Consider the following 18,791-nt stretch of genomic DNA (forward strand, 5'->3'; position numbering starts at 1 on the left):
ATGAAGACGGAAAACGTGTCACCTGCATCCCCGTTCGCGTACGCACCGGCACCCGAGTCCCGCTCGGTGGTCGACATCGCCCCCTCCTACGGCCTGTTCATCGACGGCGAGTTCACCGAGGCGGCCGACGGCAAGGTGTTCAAGTCGCTGTCGCCGTCGACCGAGGAGGTCCTCTCCGAGGTCGCGCAGGCGGGCGAGGCGGACGTCGACCGCGCCGTGAAGGCGGCCCGCAAGGCGTTCGAGAAGTGGTCCGCGCTGCCGGGCGCCGAGCGTGCGAAGTACCTCTTCCGCATCGCCCGGATCATCCAGGAGCGCAGCCGTGAGCTGGCCGTCCTGGAGACCCTCGACAACGGCAAGCCGATCAAGGAGACCCGCGACGCGGACCTCCCCCTGGTCGCCGCGCACTTCTTCTACTACGCGGGCTGGGCCGACAAGCTCGACCACGCCGGCTACGGCGCGAACCCGCGCCCGCTCGGCGTCGCGGGCCAGGTCATCCCCTGGAACTTCCCGCTCCTGATGCTGGCGTGGAAGATCGCCCCGGCGCTCGCGACGGGCAACACGGTGGTCCTCAAGCCCGCCGAGACGACCCCCCTCTCCGCACTCTTCTTCGCGGACATCTGCCGCCAGGCGGGCCTCCCGAAGGGCGTGGTCAACATCCTCCCCGGGTACGGCGACGCGGGCGCGGCCCTGACCGCCCACCCGGACGTGAACAAGGTGGCCTTCACCGGCTCCACGGCCGTGGGCAAGCAGATCGCGCGCACGGTGGCGGGCACGGACAAGAAGCTGACGCTCGAACTCGGCGGCAAGGGCGCGAACATCGTCTTCGACGACGCACCGATCGACCAGGCCGTCGAGGGCATCGTCACGGGCATCTTCTTCAACCAGGGCCAGGTCTGCTGCGCGGGCAGCCGCCTCCTCGTCCAGGAGTCGATCCAGGACGAGCTCCTGGACTCCCTGAAGCGCCGCCTGTCGACCCTCCGCCTGGGCGACCCGCTGGACAAGAACACCGACATCGGCGCGATCAACTCGGCCGAGCAGCTCGCCCGCATCACGGCGCTCGCCGAGACGGGCGAGGCGGAGGGCGCGGAGCGCTGGAGCGCGCCCTGCGAACTCCCGGCGTCGGGCTACTGGTTCGCCCCGACGCTCTTCACGAACGTCACCCAGGCGCACACGGTCGCCCGCGACGAGATCTTCGGCCCGGTCCTCTCGGTCCTCACCTTCCGCACCCCGGAAGAGGCCGTGGCCAAGGCCAACAACACGCAGTACGGCCTGTCGGCGGGCATCTGGACGGAGAAGGGCTCGCGCATCCTCGCGGTCGCGAACAGGCTCCGCGCCGGGGTCGTCTGGGCCAACACGTTCAACAAGTTCGACCCGACCTCGCCCTTCGGCGGCTACAAGGAGTCGGGCTTCGGCCGCGAGGGCGGTCGCCACGGCCTGGAGGCGTACCTCGATGTCTGACAAGTCCGAGCGCTTGACTGTCTTCAAGACCTACAAGCTGTACGTGGGCGGCAAGTTCCCGCGTTCCGAGAGCGGCCGGGTGTACGAGGTGACCACAGCGACATCAGCCGCTGCCGCGGCGGGCAAGGGCAAGTGGCTGGCGAACGCCCCCCTGGCGTCCCGCAAGGACGCGCGGGACGCCGTCGTGGCGGCCCGCAAGGCGTTCGGCGGCTGGTCGACGGCGACGGCGTACCTGCGCGGCCAGATCCTCTACCGCGTCGCCGAGATGCTGGAGGGCCGCCGCGACCAGTTCGTGCGCGAGGTCGCCGAGGCGGAGGGCCTGTCGAAGTCCAAGGCGGCGGCCGTCGTGGACGCGGCCATCGACCGCTGGGTCTGGTACGCGGGCTGGACGGACAAGATCACGCAGGTGGTGGGCGGGGCGAACCCGGTGGCGGGCCCGTACTTCAACCTCTCCACCCCCGAGCCGACCGGCGTCGTCACCGTCATCGCCCCCCAGGAGTCGTCCTTCCTGGGCCTGGTGTCGGTCATCGCCCCCGTGATCGCGGCGGGCAACACGGCGGTCGTCATCGCCTCCGAGAAGTCCCCGCTCCCCGCCCTCTCCCTCGGCGAGGTCCTGGCCACCTCGGACCTGCCGGGCGGCGTCGTCAACGTCCTCAGCGGCAGGACCGCGGAGCTGGCCCTCCCCCTCGCCGCCCACCAGGACGTGAACGGCCTGGACCTGGCCGGCGCGGACGCCGACCTGGCGAAGGACCTGGAGATCGCGGCGGCCGACAACCTGAAGCGCGTCCTGCGTCCACAGGCTGTGGACACGGACGCGGACTTCAGCACGGCCCCCGGCACCCACCGCCTGACCACGTTCCTGGAAACCAAAACGGTCTGGCACCCCACGGGCTCCCTGGGCGCATCGGGCTCCGCCTACTAGCCGCCCCCGCTTCAGCCCTCAGCCCGCCCGCCGTCCAGGGCGGGCTGAGGGCGTTTTCAGGGGGCTCGGCGCAGGCCGCTCCATGTCGCCCGCCTCGGCGAAGTCTTCAGCCCGTCGTGGGGTCCCCTGATCCTCAAGAGCTTGGGGGAGTTTGACGAGGCGCGGCGGCGGACCGTCCTGCCCGAAGGGGACATCCACCCCGGGGTCCGGGGCAGAGGCCCGGTTCCGGGAAGGGGCGGGACTGGGGAATGCCCCGCGGGGCCCTACCCGGGCAACACGCCAGCCACCGTCCCCACGACGGGCATCTCCGCCAACGACCCGCCCTGAGTCAACGGCCCCGTGGCCACGGCCGTGGACACCGGCTTGAAGTCGGCCACCTGGGTCCCCACCGCGTTGTCGAGCGGATCGACCCCGGTCCCGGCCAACGGGTTGAGCCGCAGGTTCTTGGCGGCCCCCAGCCCACCGGCGGTAGCCCGGTGCAGCCCATCGGTGAGCGCGCTCCCGGCAATGGCGGGATCGACGTCCCCCACCGGCGTGGCCAGCTCCGAGGCGGGCACGGCCGCAGGCGCGGCGCCGGCGACCCCACCCCCGAGCCCCAGTGCCGCCCCCGCGACGGAGACGCTGAGCCCCGCGCGCAGCAGCGCCCGGGACGCGGAGGAACTCTTCGTCGCCGCGTGCCGCGCCGAGTCACGTGCAGGGTTTCGAGCCATGGGGACCACCTCACGGAACATACGTAAGTAATCGAGCGTGCACGAAGAGTAGTTGACCGGGCCCCCTCGTATCAAAGACCACCCCAGCGCCGACCACCTCACCGCTCCCCAAAATCCCCCGCCGCGCCCCGCCCCGAGCCCACCCCGTCCCCCCACAGAGCTACACCCCGAACCGCCCCCCAGCGGGACGCCCCCCACCCCTTCGGTCGCATAGCGTCACCACGACCCTGCCCACAGGCCGACCGGCCGACCGGCACCCGGGCCCAGCCACACCCCGCCCGAAGGACAACGACCGTGCCCACCACCCCCGCGAGCGGCGGACCACCTCCCACCTCCCGGCCCGAAGCCCCCACGAACCCCCGCACCACCCTCCGCACCACCCCCCGCAAGCCCCTCATCGCGAACGTCCTCAACCCCCTCCTCACCACCACCCCCCACCCCCTCCCCGCACTGACCTGGCCCCGCCCCCTCCGCCACCTCCCCCACACCCTGGTGCTCCTCGCGGCCGTAGCCCTGTCCGCGACGGGCGCCGACCTGCCGGCACGCCTCCTGGCGATCACCCACGCGGCCACGCTCCTGCTCGCCCTGCGCCGACCGCCCCTGGCGTACTGGCTGTCCCTCGCCTGCTTCACCGCCCTCGCACTCGGCCACCCGCCCACCCCGGCCAACGAGTTGTGGGCCTGGCTGGTCCAGGCAGGAACCCTCTTCCTCCTGGCCCTGCGCCTCCCCCTGCTCCCGGCGGCGACGGCGACGGCACTGAGCGCCGCCCTGGGGGCGTCCCTGAAACTCCTCGGCGCGGGCGTCGGCTCGTGGGCGACGGTGGCGACCGGCACCGCCCTGTACGCCACCGCCCTCCTCGCGGGAGCCATCCGCCGGGGCCGCCGCGAGGACAGGAATCGCCTGGCGGAACAGATCGCGGCGACGGCGGAGGAGCGCGCGCAGCGCACGGTGCTGGAGGAGCGCGCCCGCATCGCCCGCGAGCTGCACGACGTGGTGGCCCACCACATGTCGCTGATCTCGATCCAGGCGGACGCCGCCCCGTACCGCGTCCCGGACCCGCCGCCCGAACTGGTCACCGAGCTGGCGTCGATCCGCGCCAACGCCCTGGAGGGCCTGGCCGAACTGCGCCGCCTGCTGGGCCTGCTGCGCGCCGACCCCCCCGGCGGCACCCGGGCCGACACCACCCCGCAGCCCTCGCTGGACCAGCTCGACGCCCTCCTGTCCCAGGTGCGGGCCACCGGTCTGCCCGTGTCCGCACGGGTGCGGGGCGCCCGCCGCACGCTCCCGCCGGGCGTGGAGCTGTCGGCGTACCGCATCGTCCAGGAGGCCCTCAGCAACACCCTGCGCCACGCGCCCGGCGCCCCCACGACCGTCGAACTCGGCTACGGTCGCACCACCTTGACCCTGCGCGTCACCAACGCCCCGGCCACCGGGCCCGCCCCGCCCTCGCCCGGCGCGGGGCACGGCCTCACCGGCATGCGGGAGCGCGCCGCGATGCTCGACGGCGACTTCACGGCGGGCCCCACACCGGAGGGCGGGTACGAAGTGGCCGCGACCCTCCCCACCCGCACCACGCCCGCGCCCCCTACCGACAAGGACACCCCCGCATGACGATCCGCGTGGTGATCGCCGACGACCAGGCGATGGTCCGCGACGCGTTCTCGGTGCTGCTCGGCGCCCAGCCGGACATCGAGGTCGCCGGCACGGCACGGGACGGCGCGGAGGCCGTGGACCTCGCGCGGGACCTGCGCCCCGACGTGATCGTGATGGACATCCGCATGCCCGGCGTCGACGGCATCGACGCCACCCGCCGCATCACCGCGCACCCCGACACCCACCCGAAGGTCCTGGTCCTGACCACCTTCAACCTCGACGAGTACGTGTACGAGGCGCTGCGCGCGGGCGCCGCGGGCTTCCTCCTGAAGGACGCGTCGGGCGTCGAACTCGCCGAGGCCGTACGGGTGGTGGCGGGCGGCGACGCGCTGCTCTCGCCGGACCTCACCCGGCGCCTCATCGCGGAGTTCGCCCGCCTGGGCACCGGTCCAGCGCGGGCCTCCGGCGCCCGGGTCCAGGGGCTGACCGGCCGGGAGACGGAGGTGCTCGCCCGGATCGCGCAGGGCCTGTCCAACACGGAGATCGCCGCGGCGCTCACCGTCGCCGAGGAGACGGTCAAGACCCACGTGGGCCGCATCCTGCACAAACTCCAGCTGCGCGACCGCACCCAGGCCGCGGTCTTCGCGTACGAGAGCGGCCTCGTCGTCCCGGGCGGCAACGCGGGCTGACGGCACGCCACCATCCGGCCCGCCGCCCCGACCGCTTCCCCCAAGCCGCTTCCCCCAAGCCGCCTCCCGGCCCGCGTCCGGCCGCCTGGCTCCCCAGAGCCACCCCCGGAGTCGGCTCCCCAGCGGGACTCGCCCCGGACACCCCCGCTCCTACGTTGAGGTGGCCGAGGCCGCCGCGATCCGGTGCGGCCGCGAATCAAGGAGCCCACAGCCATGCAGACGCGCCGCCGCACAGCCGTCGCCGCCCTCCTCACCTGTGCCCTCACCGGCGGGACCGCGGCCCTCACCACCGGTGCCCGAGCGGCCCCGGCCCCGTCGGCCACGACCGCCGACGCCGGGCCCACGACCGCCGGGCTCACCGCCGCCAAGACCCAGGCCCCGAGCCCCCGACTGCGCCTCCCCCGGCCGACGGGCCCGCACGCCGTCGGCCGCGCCTCCCTGCACCTGGTCGACCACAGCCGCCGCGACCCCTGGGTGCCGAAGGCGGGCGCGCGGGAGCTGATGGTGTCGCTGTACTACCCGGCGCGGACGGGCACCGGGACCCCGGCGCCGTACATGAGCCGCAAGGGTGCCCGGCTCTTCCTCGCGGACCGGGGGCTCGACGACGTACCGGCGGAGGTCCTGAGCGGCACCCGCACCCACACCCGCACCGGCGCGCGCCCGGCGCCCGGCTCGCACCCGCTGGTGGTTCTCTCGCCCGGCTTCTCCGTGCCCGGCACCACCCTCACGGGCCTGGCCGAGGAGCTGACGAGCCGGGGGTACGTCGTCGCGGTCGTCGACCACGCCTACGAGGCCGTGGGCGTGGCGTTCCCCGGCCGGGGGATCCTGCCGTGCGCGGCCTGCGACCGGGTCGGCGACGACACCTTCGAACCCGCCGCGAAGGGCCGCGCCAAGGACCTGCGGTTCGTCCTCGACCGGCTGACCGGCGCCCGGCCGGGGTGGCGGCACGCGGGCCTGATCGACAAGAAGCGCGTGGGCATGGCCGGGCACTCGCTCGGCGGCGCGGGCGCGGCGGCGGCCACCGCGGGCGACGCCCGGGTGCGGGCCGCGGTGAACATGGACGGCCCCTTCGCCGACGTCGGCCCCGCGTCGGACCTGTCCGGCCGCCCGCTGCTGATGCTGGGCACGGCGGCGGACCACAGCGGCAGGGACAAGCTGTGGGAGGCCACCTGGGACCGGATCAGCGGCTGGAAGCGCTGGCTGCGGGTGGCGGGGGCGGACCACTTCGCCTTCACCGACCTGGCACCGCTGGCGGGGCAGTTAGGCGAGGACACGCCGGGCGGGCTGCCGGGCCGTCGTGCGGCGGCGATCACCGGCACGTATGTCGGCGCGTTCTTCGACCAGCACCTGCGCGGCCGCCCGCAGCCGGTCCTGAACGGCCCGAGCGCCGCGAACCCGGAAGTCCGCTTCCATCACCTGGCCCCTCCCACGTCACAGAACTGACGTTTCCGCAAGCCGGTCCGTGGCGGCCGCACATTGCCGCCGCCCCGGGTCTGGGCACCCGCCTCGCACCGGTTGATAATGACCCGGACCACCGCCGACGAGCCGTGCCCGCAGCAACGGCCCGCCGACCCCCGGACCCCGGCGCCGAACCGCCCTCCCGCGCGCGTACCCACAGGTGCGCGCGCACCCGAGAGCGGAGCGGGACACGGCCGGACCAGCCGGGACCGAGGGGGTCAGCAGGGCCGAAAGCGGCAGCCACAGCCGATCCGTCGGCAAGACCACTGGTGAGAAGGTTCACAGCATTGGGTTCCCATCCCCCGATACCCACCCGAGTCGTGCTGCTCGCCGGCCCCTCCGGCTCGGGCAAGTCGTCGTTCGCGTCCCGCACGGGACTGCCCGTGCTGTGCCTCGACGACTTCTACAAGGAAGGCACCGACCCGTCGCTGCCTCAGGTCGCCGGCACTTCGGACATCGACTGGGACTCCCCGCTGTCCTGGGACGCCGACGTCGCCCTCGCCGCGATCGGTGAGCTGTGCCGCACCGGCCGCACCCGGGTCCCGGTGTACGACATCGCGACGAGCTCGCGGGTCGGCGAGGAGGCACTCGACATCGAGCGCACCCCGCTGTTCATCGCGGAGGGCATCTTCGCCGCCGACATCGTGGACCGCTGCCGTGAGCTCGGCGTCCTCGCGGACGCGATCTGCCTGCGCGGCCGCCCCTCGACGACGTTCCGGCGCAGGCTGCTGCGCGATCTGCGCGAGGGCCGCAAGTCGGTGCCGTTCCTGCTGCGCCGCGGCTGGCGGCTGATGCGCGCGGAGCGCTCCATCGTGGCCCGGCAGACGGCGCTCGGTGCGCACGCCTGCGGCAAGGAGGAGGCCCTCGGGCGGCTCGCGGCCGCGGCGGCGGGCCGCTGCGTGAAGGCCCGCGCGGCGGCCTGACCCGGCCCTCGCGCCCCGCGCACCGGCTCCCCCGCGCCCCGGCCCCGCGACACGCCGGGCCGCGCACGCCAAACAGCGGGCCCGGAAGGACCCCCCGGCCCTCCGGTCCCGCTGTCTGTTTTTTCCTTGATTTCCCCCGTGCACCCCCGTGCGTCCCCCCGTGGGTTCCCCCGAACCCCCCGGTTCCCCCGTGGGTCCCCCACCTCTTGCTCCCGCCGCCTCCCCCGAAGCGACGGCCCCCGTGCCCCCCCGTCCTCAGGCGACCAACTCGCCGAAGGACTCTTCCTGGTCACGGCCGAAGCTGAGGACCTCGTCCTCGCGCAGCCGGCGGAGCGACCGCCAGATGCTGGACTTCACCGTGCCCACGCTGATGTCGAGGATGTCCGCGATCTCCGGGTCCGTACGGCCCTCGTAGTAACGGAGGACCAGCATGGTGCGCTGGAGCTCGGGCAGCCGGGCCAGGGCCTGCCACAGCACGGCGCGCAGCTCGGTGCCGCGCATCGCGTCCGTGTCGCCCACCGTCTCCGGCAGTTCCTCGGTCGGGTACTCGTTGAGCTTGCGGCGGCGCCAGGCACTGATGTGCAGGTTCGTCATGGTGCGCCGCAGATAACCGCCGACGGCGGCCTTGTCGCTGATCCTGTCCCAGGCCCGGTACGTCGAGAAGAGGGCGCTCTGCAGCAGGTCCTCGGCCTCGAACCGGTCACCGGTCAGGTGGTAGGCGGTGGCGTACAGGGAGGCGCGGCGCTCCTGGACGTAGGCCGTGAACGCCGCTTCGGCGTCCTCGCTCCCCGTCCGGGACTGCGTCCGCTCCCCCGAGACCTCCCTGTACGCGGCTCCCCCGTGAGCTCCCCCGTCACCGCCGCCCTTGAGTGCGTCAACCACCGTCATGTACGTGGTGTGCTGACGCCCGGTGCCGCGAGCGCACCCCCGCCCGCTCACGGCACCGGACTTCTCGTGCTTCTCAGAACTCCGGTGGACGTCGTGCAGACGCGTGACAACTGCGCTTGAGCTGGTGCTGTGCAGCGTGTTCATCTCGCGCCCCCCGTCGTGGAGTCTGGGATTTCCGTGTGACCAAAACTCTGCCCGGCCCACTTCATGGCGGTGTCCGCCGACTGTCACAGGCCTGCAACAGGCCTCGTGGCACCGAAAGCGCGCCGCAGACTCGTGTGGGTGCGGTGTGAGACCCCCACCAACAGTCGAACTGGGCCCGCACCATGGGACAGAATGACGTTTGTGCCTTCCCTGTTGCTGATCGAGGACGACGACGCCATCCGGACGGCCCTGGAGCTTTCGCTGACGCGCCAGGGCCACCGGGTGGCCACCGCTGCCACCGGCGAGGACGGTCTGAAGCTGCTCAGCGAGCAGCGCCCGGACCTGATCGTGCTGGATGTGATGCTGCCGGGCATCGACGGCTTCGAGGTGTGCCGTCGCATCCGGCGCACCGACCAGCTGCCGATCATCCTGCTGACCGCGCGCAACGACGACATCGACGTGGTCGTGGGCCTGGAGTCCGGGGCCGACGACTATGTGGTCAAACCCGTGCAGGGGCGGGTGCTCGACGCTCGTATCCGCGCGGTCCTGCGCCGCGGCGAGCGCGAGGCCAACGACGCGGCGACGTTCGGTTCGCTGGTGATCGACCGCGCGGCCATGACGGTGACGAAGAACGGCGAGGACCTGCAGCTCACGCCGACGGAGCTGCGGCTGCTCCTGGAGCTGAGCCGCAGGCCCGGGCAGGCGCTGTCGCGCCAGCAGTTGCTGCGCCTGGTGTGGGAGCACGACTATCTCGGTGACTCACGGCTCGTCGACGCCTGCGTGCAGCGGCTGCGCGCGAAGGTGGAGGACGTGCCGTCCTCGCCGACGCTGATCCGTACGGTGCGCGGCGTGGGATACCGGCTGGACACGCCTCAGTGACCAAACCGCACGACAAGCTCCGCGGGCTGCCCGCGGCCCGCAAGAAGATCCTGTCCGGCCTGCGCTTCACCAGTCTGCGGCTGCGCCTGGTCGTGGTGTTCGCGCTGGTGGCGCTGACCGCCGCCGTGTCCGCGTCCGGCATCGCGTACTGGCTGAACCGCGAGGCCGTCCTGACGCGCGCGCAGGACGCGGCCCTGAAGGACTTCCGGCAGCAGTTGCAGACCCGTGCGGGCGCGCTGCCGCTGAACCCCACGCAGGACGAGCTGCAGACCGCCGCCGGGCAGATGGCGAACAGCAGCCAGCGCTACAGCGTGCTCCTGATCAGCGAGAACGCCAGCGGTGACCAGGTGCTCGGCTACTCCGACCTGGAGTCCTTCACTCTCGCCAAGGTGCCGAAGTCGCTGCGGGACGCGGTCAAGAAGGAGCAGTCGGTCTCGTCGGGCAACAAGAGCCCGTACCACCTGTACTGGCAGCGGACCGTGGACCACGGCACGCCGTACCTGGTGGGCGGGGCGAAGGTGATCGGCGGCGGGCCGACGGGCTACATGCTCAAGTCGCTCGAACCGGAGGCCAAGGACCTCAGTTCGCTCGGCTGGTCCCTCGCGATCGCCACGGCGCTGGCCCTGGTCGGTTCGGCGCTGCTCGCGCAGGCCGCCGCGACGACCGTCCTGAAACCCGTGCACCGGCTCGGGGTGGCCGCGCGCAGGCTCGGCGAGGGCAAGCTGGACACGCGGCTCAGGGTGTCGGGCACCGACGAGCTGGCGGATCTGTCACGGACGTTCAACCGCACCGCGGAGAACCTGGAGAAGAAGGTCGCGGACATGAGCGCCCGCGACGAGGCGAGCCGTCGCTTCGTGGCGGACATGTCGCACGAGCTGCGCACCCCGCTCACCGCGATCACCGCCGTCACGGAGGTCCTGGAGGAGGAGCTGGACGCCGAGACCGGCTCCGTCGACCCCATGATCGAGCCCGCCGTCCGCCTCGTCGTCAGCGAGACCCGACGCCTGAACGACCTGGTCGAGAACCTGATGGAGGTCACCCGCTTCGACGCGGGCACCGCCCGGCTCGTCCTGGACGACGTCGACATCGCCGACCAGATCACCGCGTGCATCGACGCCCGCGCCTGGCTCGACGCCGTCGACCTGGACGCCGAGCGCGGCACCACCGTCCGCCTGGACCCGCGCCGCCTCGACGTCATCCTCGCCAACCTCATCGGCAACGCCCTCAAGCACGGCGGCTCCCCGGTGAAGGTCTCGGTGCGCCTGGACGGCGACAGCCTGGTCATCTCCGTACGCGACGGGGGTCCGGGCATCCCCGAGGACGTGCTGCCGCACGTCTTCGACCGGTTCTACAAGGCCAGCGCGTCCCGGCCGCGGTCGGAGGGCAGCGGGCTCGGGCTCTCCATCGCCCTGGAGAACGCGCACATCCACGGCGGCGAGATCACCGCGGCCAACTCCCCGGCCGGGGGCGCGGTGTTCACGCTGCGGCTGCCGCGGGACCCCTCGCCGCTGACGGAGGAGCCCGGTCCCGACCGGGAGGACGGGGCGGACGCCGACGGGGACCGGGGCGAGGACCGCTCCGAGGAAGGCAAGGAACAGAAATGACCAGGCGACGGCTGAGCGCCGCGCTTGCCACCGCCGTGCTCACCGCCACGCTGACCGGCTGCGGCATCCGCTCCACGGAGGTGCCGACCGACTTCGGGGCGGCGCCCTCGCGGGTGCCGTGCGTGGCGTCGGGCCCGGACATCTCCGCGCGCGACTCGGTCACCGGCGTGCCCGTGCAGGTCTTCCTGGTGTGCGCGTCGCAGCTGGTGATCGTCGACCGGACGGTGCGGATCCCCACCGAGAAGGCGACCACGGACCGGGTGCGGATCGCGCAGGCGCTCCTCGACGAGCTGTCCGTGCCGCCGTCCCAGGCCGCCAAGCAGGCCGGGTACGCCACCGACGTGCGCCGTGGCATGACCGTCACCGGCCCCCAGCGCGACGACCCGGACGAGGCGCTGCGCCTGAGCACCCGCCCGCGGAGCCTGTCGGCGCACGCGCTCGCGCAGATCGTCTGCACGTACGCGGACAGCGCCGCGTCGGACGGTGACGGCTCCGTCGTCCTGGGCGGCCCCGCCGGTACCGGCCTGGAGCGCTACGAGTGCACGCAGGCCGTGCGGGCCCGCCCCGGCACGGTGTCGCCGCCGTCGGAGCCGCTGGACTCCTGAGCCGGAGCCGCTGGACTCCTGAGGGGCCCGGGGCGGGCGCCTGCCCCACCACGTACGCAGGAGTCCCGACCCGTGCGGAACCGATCCCGCCGCCACCGGCGTCTTGGGGGGCGTGCGTCAAGGCTCGGGCGGGCGCGGTGCCGCCATTCGCTTTCGCGCGGCGGGGATGCTTCTCCTCGCCGCGCATCTCCTGGTCGTCGCGTGGATCACGCTGCGCCCGCTGGACGTGCCCTGGGTGAGCGCGGCGAACCTGGAGCCGCTGGCCGGCATCAAGGCGGACCTGGAGCGCGGCCCGGAGCAGGCGGCCCGGCAGATCGGCGGGGCGCTGCTCCTTCTCGCGCCGCTCGGGGTGCTGCTGCCGCTGGTCGGGGGGCGTCTCGACGTCTCGCGCCTCGCGTCGCTCGCCCGTACGGTCGCGGCGGGGGCGCTGCTCTCGCTGGGCATCGAGCTGTTGCAGACCGGGGTGCCCGGGCAGGTCGTCGACGTCGACTCGCTGCTCCTGAACACGCTGGGCGTGGCGCTCGCGCATGTCGCCGTGGTGCCCGCGGCCCGGGCCCGGCTGCGCCGCCGCTCCTCCGTGCGGCCCCGGACGGCCCGCCTCAGGGAGGAGGCCCCTCAGGGGTCGACCCCGACGATTCCCAGGGTCGGCATCGCTCCGTAGCCTGACGCTTTGCCCGTTTCGCGGACCTACCTTGGGTATATCGAGGCGCCGACAAGCCGACGCCTCCCGCCCAGACCCGACAACGGTCGACGAGGAGCCCCCATGTCCGCCCTTGCCCGCCCCACCGACGGCCGCATGATCGGCGGCGTGTGCGCTGCCATCGCCCGCCGCTTCGGCTGGTCCGCCACGACCGTGCGCGTCGCGTTCGTGCTGTCGTGCCTGCTGCCCGGCCCGCAGTTCCTGCTCTACATCGCCATGTGGATCGTGCTCCCGAGTGAGAACAGGGCGAAGACGGCCTGGTGACGACGGCACCGGTCCGGTACGCCGACGGACCAGTCCCGGTACGGCGACGGGGCGCACCCCCCAGAGGGTGCGCCCCGTCGTGCGTGTGCCGGGTGGTTCAGGTCAGCCGAGCGGCAGGCCCGAAACGGCCCCCAGGGGCGTGCCCTGGGTGGGCAGCGCGCCGGTCACCGCGTCGGTGGGGAGGGCGTTGGTGCCCAGGCCCTGGGCGACGGGGACGCCACCGAGCAGGCCCTTGACCGGGTCGGCGGGCTTCGGCGCGGGCTTGGTGCTCATGGCCCGGTCGGCGGCGCCCTCGCCCTGGTCGTCGCCGAGCGGGAGGAGCTTGTCGGTGGTGGGCTTGGCGGACTTCAGGCCGCTCTGCAGCGCGCTGTGGCCGGCGGCCAGGGCCTCGGGGGCCCCGTCGGGCAGGCTCTGGGCGGTCTCCTCCAGCGGCAGCGTCGAGGCGACCGTGCTCAGGGCGCCCACGGCGTCCGGTCCGGCGGCAGCGCTCGCGGCACCGGCGCCCGTGGCGGCGAAGGCGGCACCGAGAGCGGCGACACCGAGGGTCTTGACGGCAGACTGCTTCATGTTGAATGCGTCCTTGATGACGGGGGCGTTGAGCGGGGCTCGACGGTAAGCACCCGCTGGTACAGCCCGCAAACAGTCGAAAGCGGCCGGGAGTTACTCCTCCCGGCCGCCGTGTTGACGTACAAAATCCGCTTAGCTGTCGACGGACCCGCTGGTCGAGACCGTCTGGCGGAAGAGCCACTCGGACTTCAGCTCGGCGTAGCCGGGCTTGATGACGTCATTGATCATGGCGAGGCGTTCATCGAAAGGAATGAACGCCGACTTCATGGCATTGACGGTGAACCACTGCATGTCGTCGAGCGTGTAGCCGAAGGTGCCGACCAGGTGCTCGAACTCGCGGCTCATGCTGGTGCCGGACATCAGGCGGTTGTCGGTGTTGACGGTGGCCCGGAAGTGCAGCTTGCGGAGCAGGCCGATGGGGTGCTCGGCGTACGAGGTGGCGGCGCCGGTCTGCAGGTTCGAGCTCGGGCACAGCTCCAGCGGGATGCGCTTGTCGCGGACGTAGGAGGCGAGGCGGCCGAGCTGGACCGTGCCGTCGTCGGCGACCTTGATGTCGTCGATGATGCGCACGCCGTGGCCGAGGCGGTCGGCGCCGCACCACTGCAGGGCCTGCCAGATCGACGGCAGGCCGAAGGCCTCACCGGCGTGGATGGTGAAGTGGTTGTTCTCCCGCTTCAGGTACTCGAACGCGTCCAGGTGCCGGGTGGGAGGGAAGCCCGCCTCGGCGCCCGCGATGTCGAAGCCGACCACGCCCAGATCGCGGTAGCGGTTGGCGAGTTCGGCGATCTCCAGGGCGCGGGCCGCGTGCCGCATCGCGGTGAGCAGGGCGCCGACGCGGATGCGGTGGCCGTTGGCCTTGGCGCGGCGCTCGCCCTCGCGGAAGCCCTCGTTCACGGCCTCGACGACCTCTTCGAGGGTGAGGCCGCCCTCCAGGTGCTGCTCGGGGGCGTAGCGGATCTCGGCGTAGACGACGCCGTCCTCGGCCAGGTCCTCGGCGCACTCGGCGGCGACGCGGAACAGCGCCTCGCGGGTCTGCATGACGGCGCAGGTGTGCGCGAACGTCTCCAAGTACCGCTCCAGGGAGCCGGAGTCGGCCGCCTCGCGGAACCAGACGCCGAGCTTGTCGGGGTCGGTCTCGGGCAGGCCGTCGTATCCGTTCTCGCGGGCCAGCTCGACGATCGTGCCGGGGCGCAGGCCGCCGTCGAGGTGGTCGTGGAGGAGGACCTTCGGGGCGCGGCGGATCTGCTCGGGGTCGGGGGTGCCGGAGTGGCTTTCACGGCCCGGGCGGCCGCTCGCTGCGCTGATCTTGCTGGTCTGGCTCGTCATTTCCGCACTCTAACTCCTACGCGCGTAGAACTCACCGGGTCGATATGTAACAGTGACCCTGCGGACGGGTGGCATACACCATGACTTCTGACACTGTTCTGCCATGGCACAGCAAGCGACGTCCTGTCCCGTGCGCACGGCCAGGCTCGGGCGTGTGATCGGCCCCCGCCCCTCGACGGTGAGCGCGGTGGCGCTGCTGTTGCCGGGTGGGCACGAGACGTCCGGCCGCAAGCCCTCGCCCCTCACCGGCGGGGCGATACGTTCCCTCGGGCGGACCCTCGGCCGGGCCGGGCAGGGCGACGGACTCGCCGCGCACGTCGTGCGCTACCGGGTCGCCGGGTGGAACGGCGCCGAGGCGGAGCTTGCCCGGGACGCCGAGTGGGCCGCCGACGAGGTCGTGCGGCGCTACGGCGATGTGCCCGTCTGTCTCGTCGGGGTCGACATGGGCGGGCGGGCCGCGCTGTGGGCCGCCGCGCATTCCGCCGTCAACTCCGTACTGGCGTTGGCTCCCTGGCTGCCCGAGGACGATGTGGCCGCGCCCGCCGAGCCCGTCAAGCAGCTTGCCGGGCGGCAGGTGATGATCGTGCACGGCACCAATGACGAGCGGACCGACCCTGAGCTGTCGTTCCGGCTCGCCGAGCGGGCCAAGAAGGCCAATCGGGACGTCTGCCGGTTCGAGGTGCATTCGGACGGGCATCGGCTCAGCCAGCATCACGCCGAGGTGCATGCGCTCGCCGTGAACTTCGTCCAGGGGGCCCTGTTCGGGCAGCGGTACGCCCGGCCGGTCGAGGACGCGTTGGCCGCGCCGCCGCCTTTGGGGTTACGTATGCCGCTCGCCTCCGGCTTTGGCAGGACGCTGGGCTAGGCCGGTGTCGAGCGCGGGTGGGACCACCCGCCGATCGGCCTGCGGCCTCGTCGGCAAGCTCCCCCAAGCTCTGGAGGAGCAGGGGGTGCCCCCACGACGGGCGGAAGCGGTGCGGCCATCTTCCACCCATGCGGGGTGATTTGGGGGCATCGGGGCCGCGCACATCGCCGGGCGCAGCACCATGAGCGCGTGACCAACTCCCCCCAGCACGTCGGCCTTCGCAGTGACTCTCGGTTCCAGGACATCGCTGATGCCTCCTGGTGGCGGATGGCCTCGCGGTTGCCGCAGGCGCTCGGGGCCGCTGTGCGGCTGGGGTGGGCTGCCGACCGGGGGGCCATGGGGTGGCTCGCCGGGTGCCAGTTGGCTGTGGTGGGGGCCTCGGTCGTGGGGCTCGCGGCGTTGCCGGGGGCGTTGGCGCAGTTGTTTCACGGCGGGGCGGTGGGTGAGCGGGTGGGGGCGGCCGCTCCGGCGCTGCTGGTGGTCGCGGGGGCGGCCGGGGTGCGTGCGGGGGCCGACGCGCTCGGTGTGTACGCCTCCGCCCGGCTGGCGCCGGAGGTCGCGTCCGAGGCTGATCTGCGGATTCTCGCGGCGGCGCCGCGGGTGGAGTTGGAGGCGTACGACCAACCGGGCTTCGCCGACCGGCTGCAGGCCGCGGGGCGGGGTGCGAAGGCGACCGAGAATCTGATCGCCGACGCCCAGGCGCTGCTCTCCGCGCTCGGCCAACTCGTCGCCGCCGCCACGGTCCTGGCCGTGCTCCACCCCGTACTGCTGCCGCTGCTCGTGCTCGCCGTGGTCCCCAAGGGCACCGCCGCCGTCACCACCGCGCGCATCCGGCACCGCGCCGACCACCAGAACATCGCGGACAGTCATCTGCGGTACCTGCTCCGGCACTACGCCACCCACCAGCGCACCGCGGCCGAAGCGCGCGCCACCATCATGGCCGACGTCCTGGCGGGCTGGTACGCGGAGATCACCGGCCGGATCAAGGCCACCCACCGCCGTGCCGCCCCCCGCGTCCTGCGCGTCACCCTGCTCGGCGCCGGTCTCAGCGGCCTGATGCCCGCCTCGACGTGGGCCGCCCTCGGCTGGCTCGCCGCCGGCGGGCGCCTCGACCTCGCCCTCGCCGCCACGGCCGTCGTCGCCGTCCGCACCTCCACCGGCGCCCTGACCTCGCTGGTCCTGGCCGCCGCCCGGCTGTTCCGCACCAGCCTGTACCTGGAGGACTGGCAGGCCTTCCTGCGCCGGGCCGCCGCCCTGCGGGCCGTGCGCGGGTCCCTGCCCATCCCGGCCGGGGCGCCCGCCGAGATCCGCGCCGAGGACGTGACGTACACCTGTCCCGGCGCCACCACCCCCGCCGTCGACGGCGTCAGCCTCACCCCGCGGCGCGGTGAACTCATCGCCCTGGTCGGCGAGAACGGGTCCGGCAAGACCACCTTGTCCGCCCTGCTCACCGGGCTCCGCATCGCCTCCACCGGCACGGGCCGCTGGGACCCAGGGCCTCGCCGCGGGTCAGTTCGGCGAAGTCACCGACTTCCACCATGGCCGGGGGTTCGTACACTTCTTCGTGCTGCATGAAGGCTTCTCCTTCGTCCGCCGGTGGCATGGAACTCCACGCCGATGCGGACCGTGCCCAGGGCATTTCGACACCATGCCCCAGGGGTGCTCGTCCCACTCGATGCAGTGAAGTGAGCGGATTTCTCGCCTCGAAGGAGGCACGGGGGCGGCGCCGTGCGCGCCCGGAGCCGGGTGGCGAGGGACGGCACGGGAGGCATCCCGGGCAAGCCGAAGGGACCGCTACCGATGAGTTCCGACCGCCGGGGCGGTCCCCCTAACGTGGCTGTCTCTCAAGCGCATTCGCCGAACTTGCTGGTCATGAGCGGGCCCGTCCGCCAGGACGACATACCGCGGCTCGTCGCCGACCTGTGTGCCGTCGCGCACGCGTCCGGCGCCGCCGAGGTGATCTGCGACGTCGGCGGTATCACCACCGCCGACCTGATGACCGTGGAGGCGGTGGCGCGGCTCGGACTGGCCGCCCGCAGGGCGGGGACGGGGCTGCGGCTCCGCGGCCCCACCCCGGCCCTGTGGGCGCTGCTCCGGCTGGTCGGTCTCGCGGAGCTATGCGTCGAGGTGGAGGGGGACCCCGAAGAGCGGGAACCACCGCTGGGTGTCGAGGAAGCAGTGGAATCCGGCGACGCGGCCCGCTGAGATCTCGATGACCTGGATCGCCCAGGGCATGTACCCGCCGTTGTCGGGGTCGGGCTTGTACTGCGCGAAGCCCGGGGTGCCGTTGACCTCGACCGGGAGCAGCCGGGAGCCCTCGCACGGGGCGCCCATGGTCGCCATGAAGCCTGTGATGTCCCGCGGGCCGCGCAGCCACAGGTCGAACGGGGGCATCGTCATGACCGCGTCCTCGGCGAGGAGGGCGGTGAGCGCCGCCATGTCGTACCCCTCGAAGGCCGTGACGTAGCGCTCCAGGAGCTTCTGCTGCTCGTCGTCCAGCGGGTCGGACGTCGCCGTGTCGTCGGCCGGGCGGTCGGCGAGGGTGGCGCGGGCGCGCTGGAGGGCGCTGTTGACCGAGGCGACCGTCGTGCCGAGCAGCTCGGCGACCTCGGTCGCCTTCCACGCGAGCACCTCGCGCAGGATCAGCACCGCCCGCTGTTTGGCGGGCAGTTGCTGCAGGGCGGCGATGAAGGCGAGGCGCACCGACTCCTTGGCGACGGCGGCCTCGGCGGGGTCGCCGAGGGTGGGCAGGACCCGGCCGTCCGGTATCGGCTCCAGCCAGACGTTGTCCGCGCGGGGGGTCAGGGCCGCCTGGGCGAGGGGCGTGGAGGCGGTCAGGTCCATGGGGCGGGCGCGGCGGTTGCCCGCGTTCAGCATGTCCAGGCAGACGTTCGTCGCGATGCGGTACAGCCAGGAGCGGAGGCTGGAGCGGCCCTCGAACTTGTCGAAGCTGCGCCAGGCGCGGACCATCGTGTCCTGCACCGCGTCCTCGGCCTCGAAGGCCGAGCCCAGCATCCGATAGCAGTACCCCGTCAGCTCGACGCGGTGCTTTTCGAGCCCCGCGTCCAGTTCTGTGGTCGCCCCTGCGCTGCTACTCATCCCCACCCACCCCTGTGCCTGTGCGTGCCTCATGGTGCCTGCGTCTTGCCGACGCGGAATTCCCAGCACCTCGGAAGCTACCGCAGCCCACTGACAA

At 73.0% G+C, this 18,791-nt stretch carries 19 protein-coding genes and 1 pseudogene; 14 read left to right on the forward strand and 6 right to left on the reverse strand.

Annotation, left to right across the window (positions count from 1 at the left end):
- Window positions 1–1,458, forward strand: coding sequence for an aldehyde dehydrogenase family protein (locus tag IE274_RS06925; RefSeq protein WP_190114663.1), 1,458 nt, complete (start codon window positions 1–3; stop codon window positions 1,456–1,458).
- Entirely contained in the window at window positions 1,451–2,380 is a 930-nt protein-coding gene (locus tag IE274_RS06930) for an aldehyde dehydrogenase family protein (protein ID WP_190114664.1), read from the forward strand. The genes IE274_RS06925 and IE274_RS06930 overlap by 8 nt, the downstream gene beginning before the upstream one ends.
- Before the next feature lie 263 nt (window positions 2,381–2,643).
- Here the strand turns inward: IE274_RS06930 and IE274_RS06935 are convergent, their stop codons facing one another.
- The gene (locus IE274_RS06935) at window positions 2,644–3,090 is read right to left on the reverse strand and encodes a hypothetical protein (RefSeq protein ID WP_190114665.1); all 447 of its coding nucleotides are present in this window, start codon (window positions 3,088–3,090) and stop codon (window positions 2,644–2,646) included.
- A gap of 294 nt (window positions 3,091–3,384) precedes the next feature.
- On the opposite strand from IE274_RS06935, the gene IE274_RS06940 reads away from it, so the two are divergent.
- From IE274_RS06940 to IE274_RS06955, 4 genes are all read left to right on the forward strand, one after another.
- Window positions 3,385–4,701 carry a sensor histidine kinase gene (locus IE274_RS06940; protein WP_190114666.1) on the forward strand — a complete coding sequence of 439 codons (1,317 nt, stop codon included), beginning with the start codon at window positions 3,385–3,387 and terminating at the stop codon, window positions 4,699–4,701.
- Window positions 4,698–5,372: a response regulator gene (locus tag IE274_RS06945; protein WP_190114667.1), complete on the forward strand. Its 675-nt coding sequence runs from the start codon at window positions 4,698–4,700 to the stop codon at window positions 5,370–5,372. Before IE274_RS06940 ends, IE274_RS06945 begins: the two co-directional genes overlap by 4 nt.
- A 213-nt stretch (window positions 5,373–5,585) precedes the next feature.
- Window positions 5,586–6,815 carry an alpha/beta hydrolase family protein gene (locus tag IE274_RS06950; protein ID WP_190114668.1) on the forward strand — a complete coding sequence of 410 codons (1,230 nt, stop codon included), beginning with the start codon at window positions 5,586–5,588 and terminating at the stop codon, window positions 6,813–6,815.
- A 302-nt stretch (window positions 6,816–7,117) separates the two neighbouring features.
- Window positions 7,118–7,753 (forward strand): uridine kinase family protein, encoded by a 636-nt coding sequence (locus IE274_RS06955; RefSeq protein ID WP_190114669.1) that lies wholly within the window; start codon window positions 7,118–7,120, stop codon window positions 7,751–7,753.
- 255 nt (window positions 7,754–8,008) lie between these two features.
- Here the strand turns inward: IE274_RS06955 and IE274_RS06960 are convergent, their stop codons facing one another.
- Window positions 8,009–8,785, reverse strand: a complete 777-nt coding sequence (locus IE274_RS06960; protein ID WP_190114670.1) for a SigE family RNA polymerase sigma factor — start codon at window positions 8,783–8,785, stop codon at window positions 8,009–8,011.
- Window positions 8,786–8,986: 201 nt separating this feature from the next.
- Between IE274_RS06960 and afsQ1 the strand changes: the two genes are divergently transcribed.
- The 5 genes from afsQ1 to IE274_RS06985 all read left to right on the forward strand — a co-directional run bounded on the left by afsQ1 (window position 8,987) and on the right by IE274_RS06985 (window position 12,837).
- Window positions 8,987–9,664, forward strand: coding sequence for a two-component system response regulator AfsQ1 (gene afsQ1, locus IE274_RS06965; protein ID WP_037659607.1), 678 nt, complete (start codon window positions 8,987–8,989; stop codon window positions 9,662–9,664).
- The gene (locus IE274_RS06970) at window positions 9,661–11,268 is read left to right on the forward strand and encodes an ATP-binding protein (RefSeq protein ID WP_190114671.1); all 1,608 of its coding nucleotides are present in this window, start codon (window positions 9,661–9,663) and stop codon (window positions 11,266–11,268) included. The genes afsQ1 and IE274_RS06970 overlap by 4 nt, the downstream gene beginning before the upstream one ends.
- Entirely contained in the window at window positions 11,265–11,873 is a 609-nt protein-coding gene (locus IE274_RS06975) for a hypothetical protein (RefSeq protein ID WP_190114672.1), read from the forward strand. Before IE274_RS06970 ends, IE274_RS06975 begins: the two co-directional genes overlap by 4 nt.
- 166 nt (window positions 11,874–12,039) lie before the next feature.
- Window positions 12,040–12,534 carry a VanZ family protein gene (locus IE274_RS06980; RefSeq protein ID WP_190114673.1) on the forward strand — a complete coding sequence of 165 codons (495 nt, stop codon included), beginning with the start codon at window positions 12,040–12,042 and terminating at the stop codon, window positions 12,532–12,534.
- Between the two features lie 102 nt (window positions 12,535–12,636).
- Entirely contained in the window at window positions 12,637–12,837 is a 201-nt protein-coding gene (locus IE274_RS06985; RefSeq protein ID WP_190114674.1) for a PspC domain-containing protein, read from the forward strand.
- 102 nt (window positions 12,838–12,939) lie between these two features.
- Here the strand turns inward: IE274_RS06985 and IE274_RS06990 are convergent, their stop codons facing one another.
- Both IE274_RS06990 and IE274_RS06995 read right to left on the reverse strand, forming a co-directional pair.
- On the reverse strand, window positions 12,940–13,404 hold the full coding sequence (locus IE274_RS06990) for an ATP-binding protein (RefSeq protein WP_190114675.1): 465 nt from the start codon (window positions 13,402–13,404) through the stop codon (window positions 12,940–12,942).
- Window positions 13,405–13,536: 132 nt separating this feature from the next.
- Complete coding sequence (locus IE274_RS06995; RefSeq protein ID WP_190114676.1) at window positions 13,537–14,730, reverse strand: adenosine deaminase; 1,194 nt, start codon at window positions 14,728–14,730, stop codon at window positions 13,537–13,539.
- Between the two features lie 103 nt (window positions 14,731–14,833).
- Between IE274_RS06995 and IE274_RS07000 the strand changes: the two genes are divergently transcribed.
- Together IE274_RS07000 and IE274_RS40320 are read left to right on the forward strand one after the other, a co-directional pair.
- Complete coding sequence (locus IE274_RS07000; RefSeq protein ID WP_190114677.1) at window positions 14,834–15,595, forward strand: prolyl oligopeptidase family serine peptidase; 762 nt, start codon at window positions 14,834–14,836, stop codon at window positions 15,593–15,595.
- Between the two features lie 1,056 nt (window positions 15,596–16,651).
- On the forward strand, window positions 16,652–17,170 hold the full coding sequence (locus IE274_RS40320) for an ATP-binding cassette domain-containing protein (protein WP_233103175.1): 519 nt from the start codon (window positions 16,652–16,654) through the stop codon (window positions 17,168–17,170).
- Here the strand turns inward: IE274_RS40320 and IE274_RS40325 are convergent.
- Window positions 17,121–17,234: pseudogene (locus IE274_RS40325) on the reverse strand (hypothetical protein); the annotation flags it as partial. The gene IE274_RS40320 and the pseudogene IE274_RS40325 overlap by 50 nt on opposite strands.
- 161 nt (window positions 17,235–17,395) lie before the next feature.
- Here IE274_RS40325 and IE274_RS07010 point away from each other — a divergent pair.
- Window positions 17,396–17,800, forward strand: a complete 405-nt coding sequence (locus IE274_RS07010) for an STAS domain-containing protein (RefSeq protein WP_190114678.1) — start codon at window positions 17,396–17,398, stop codon at window positions 17,798–17,800.
- Here IE274_RS07010 and IE274_RS07015 read toward each other — a convergent pair.
- Window positions 17,711–18,694 (reverse strand): sigma-70 family RNA polymerase sigma factor, encoded by a 984-nt coding sequence (locus tag IE274_RS07015; RefSeq protein ID WP_190114679.1) that lies wholly within the window; start codon window positions 18,692–18,694, stop codon window positions 17,711–17,713. The genes IE274_RS07010 and IE274_RS07015 overlap by 90 nt on opposite strands.
- Window positions 18,695–18,791: the final 97 nt, after the last annotated feature.

The organism is Streptomyces flavofungini (assembly GCF_014650815.1).
GTDB lineage: Bacteria > Actinomycetota > Actinomycetes > Streptomycetales > Streptomycetaceae > Streptomyces > Streptomyces flavofungini.

What these genes read in the sequence shown, in the direction of transcription:
- IE274_RS06935 (WP_190114665.1), bottom strand. Translation starts at nt 3,090, where the DNA reads ATGGCTCGAAACCCTGCACGTGACTCGGCGCGGCACGCGGCGACGAAG.
- IE274_RS06975 (WP_190114672.1), top strand. Translation starts at nt 11,265, where the DNA reads ATGACCAGGCGACGGCTGAGCGCCGCGCTTGCCACCGCCGTGCTCACC.
- IE274_RS07015 (WP_190114679.1), bottom strand. Translation starts at nt 18,694, where the DNA reads ATGAGTAGCAGCGCAGGGGCGACCACAGAACTGGACGCGGGGCTCGAA.
- IE274_RS06945 (WP_190114667.1), top strand. Translation starts at nt 4,698, where the DNA reads ATGACGATCCGCGTGGTGATCGCCGACGACCAGGCGATGGTCCGCGAC.
- IE274_RS06985 (WP_190114674.1), top strand. Translation starts at nt 12,637, where the DNA reads ATGTCCGCCCTTGCCCGCCCCACCGACGGCCGCATGATCGGCGGCGTG.
- IE274_RS06930 (WP_190114664.1), top strand. Translation starts at nt 1,451, where the DNA reads ATGTCTGACAAGTCCGAGCGCTTGACTGTCTTCAAGACCTACAAGCTG.
- IE274_RS06995 (WP_190114676.1), bottom strand. Translation starts at nt 14,730, where the DNA reads ATGACGAGCCAGACCAGCAAGATCAGCGCAGCGAGCGGCCGCCCGGGC.
- IE274_RS40320 (WP_233103175.1), top strand. Translation starts at nt 16,652, where the DNA reads ATGCCCGCCTCGACGTGGGCCGCCCTCGGCTGGCTCGCCGCCGGCGGG.
- IE274_RS06960 (WP_190114670.1), bottom strand. Translation starts at nt 8,785, where the DNA reads ATGAACACGCTGCACAGCACCAGCTCAAGCGCAGTTGTCACGCGTCTG.
- IE274_RS07010 (WP_190114678.1), top strand. Translation starts at nt 17,396, where the DNA reads ATGAGTTCCGACCGCCGGGGCGGTCCCCCTAACGTGGCTGTCTCTCAA.
- IE274_RS06980 (WP_190114673.1), top strand. Translation starts at nt 12,040, where the DNA reads ATGCTTCTCCTCGCCGCGCATCTCCTGGTCGTCGCGTGGATCACGCTG.
- IE274_RS06950 (WP_190114668.1), top strand. Translation starts at nt 5,586, where the DNA reads ATGCAGACGCGCCGCCGCACAGCCGTCGCCGCCCTCCTCACCTGTGCC.
- IE274_RS06990 (WP_190114675.1), bottom strand. Translation starts at nt 13,404, where the DNA reads ATGAAGCAGTCTGCCGTCAAGACCCTCGGTGTCGCCGCTCTCGGTGCC.
- IE274_RS07000 (WP_190114677.1), top strand. Translation starts at nt 14,834, where the DNA reads ATGGCACAGCAAGCGACGTCCTGTCCCGTGCGCACGGCCAGGCTCGGG.
- IE274_RS06925 (WP_190114663.1), top strand. Translation starts at nt 1, where the DNA reads ATGAAGACGGAAAACGTGTCACCTGCATCCCCGTTCGCGTACGCACCG.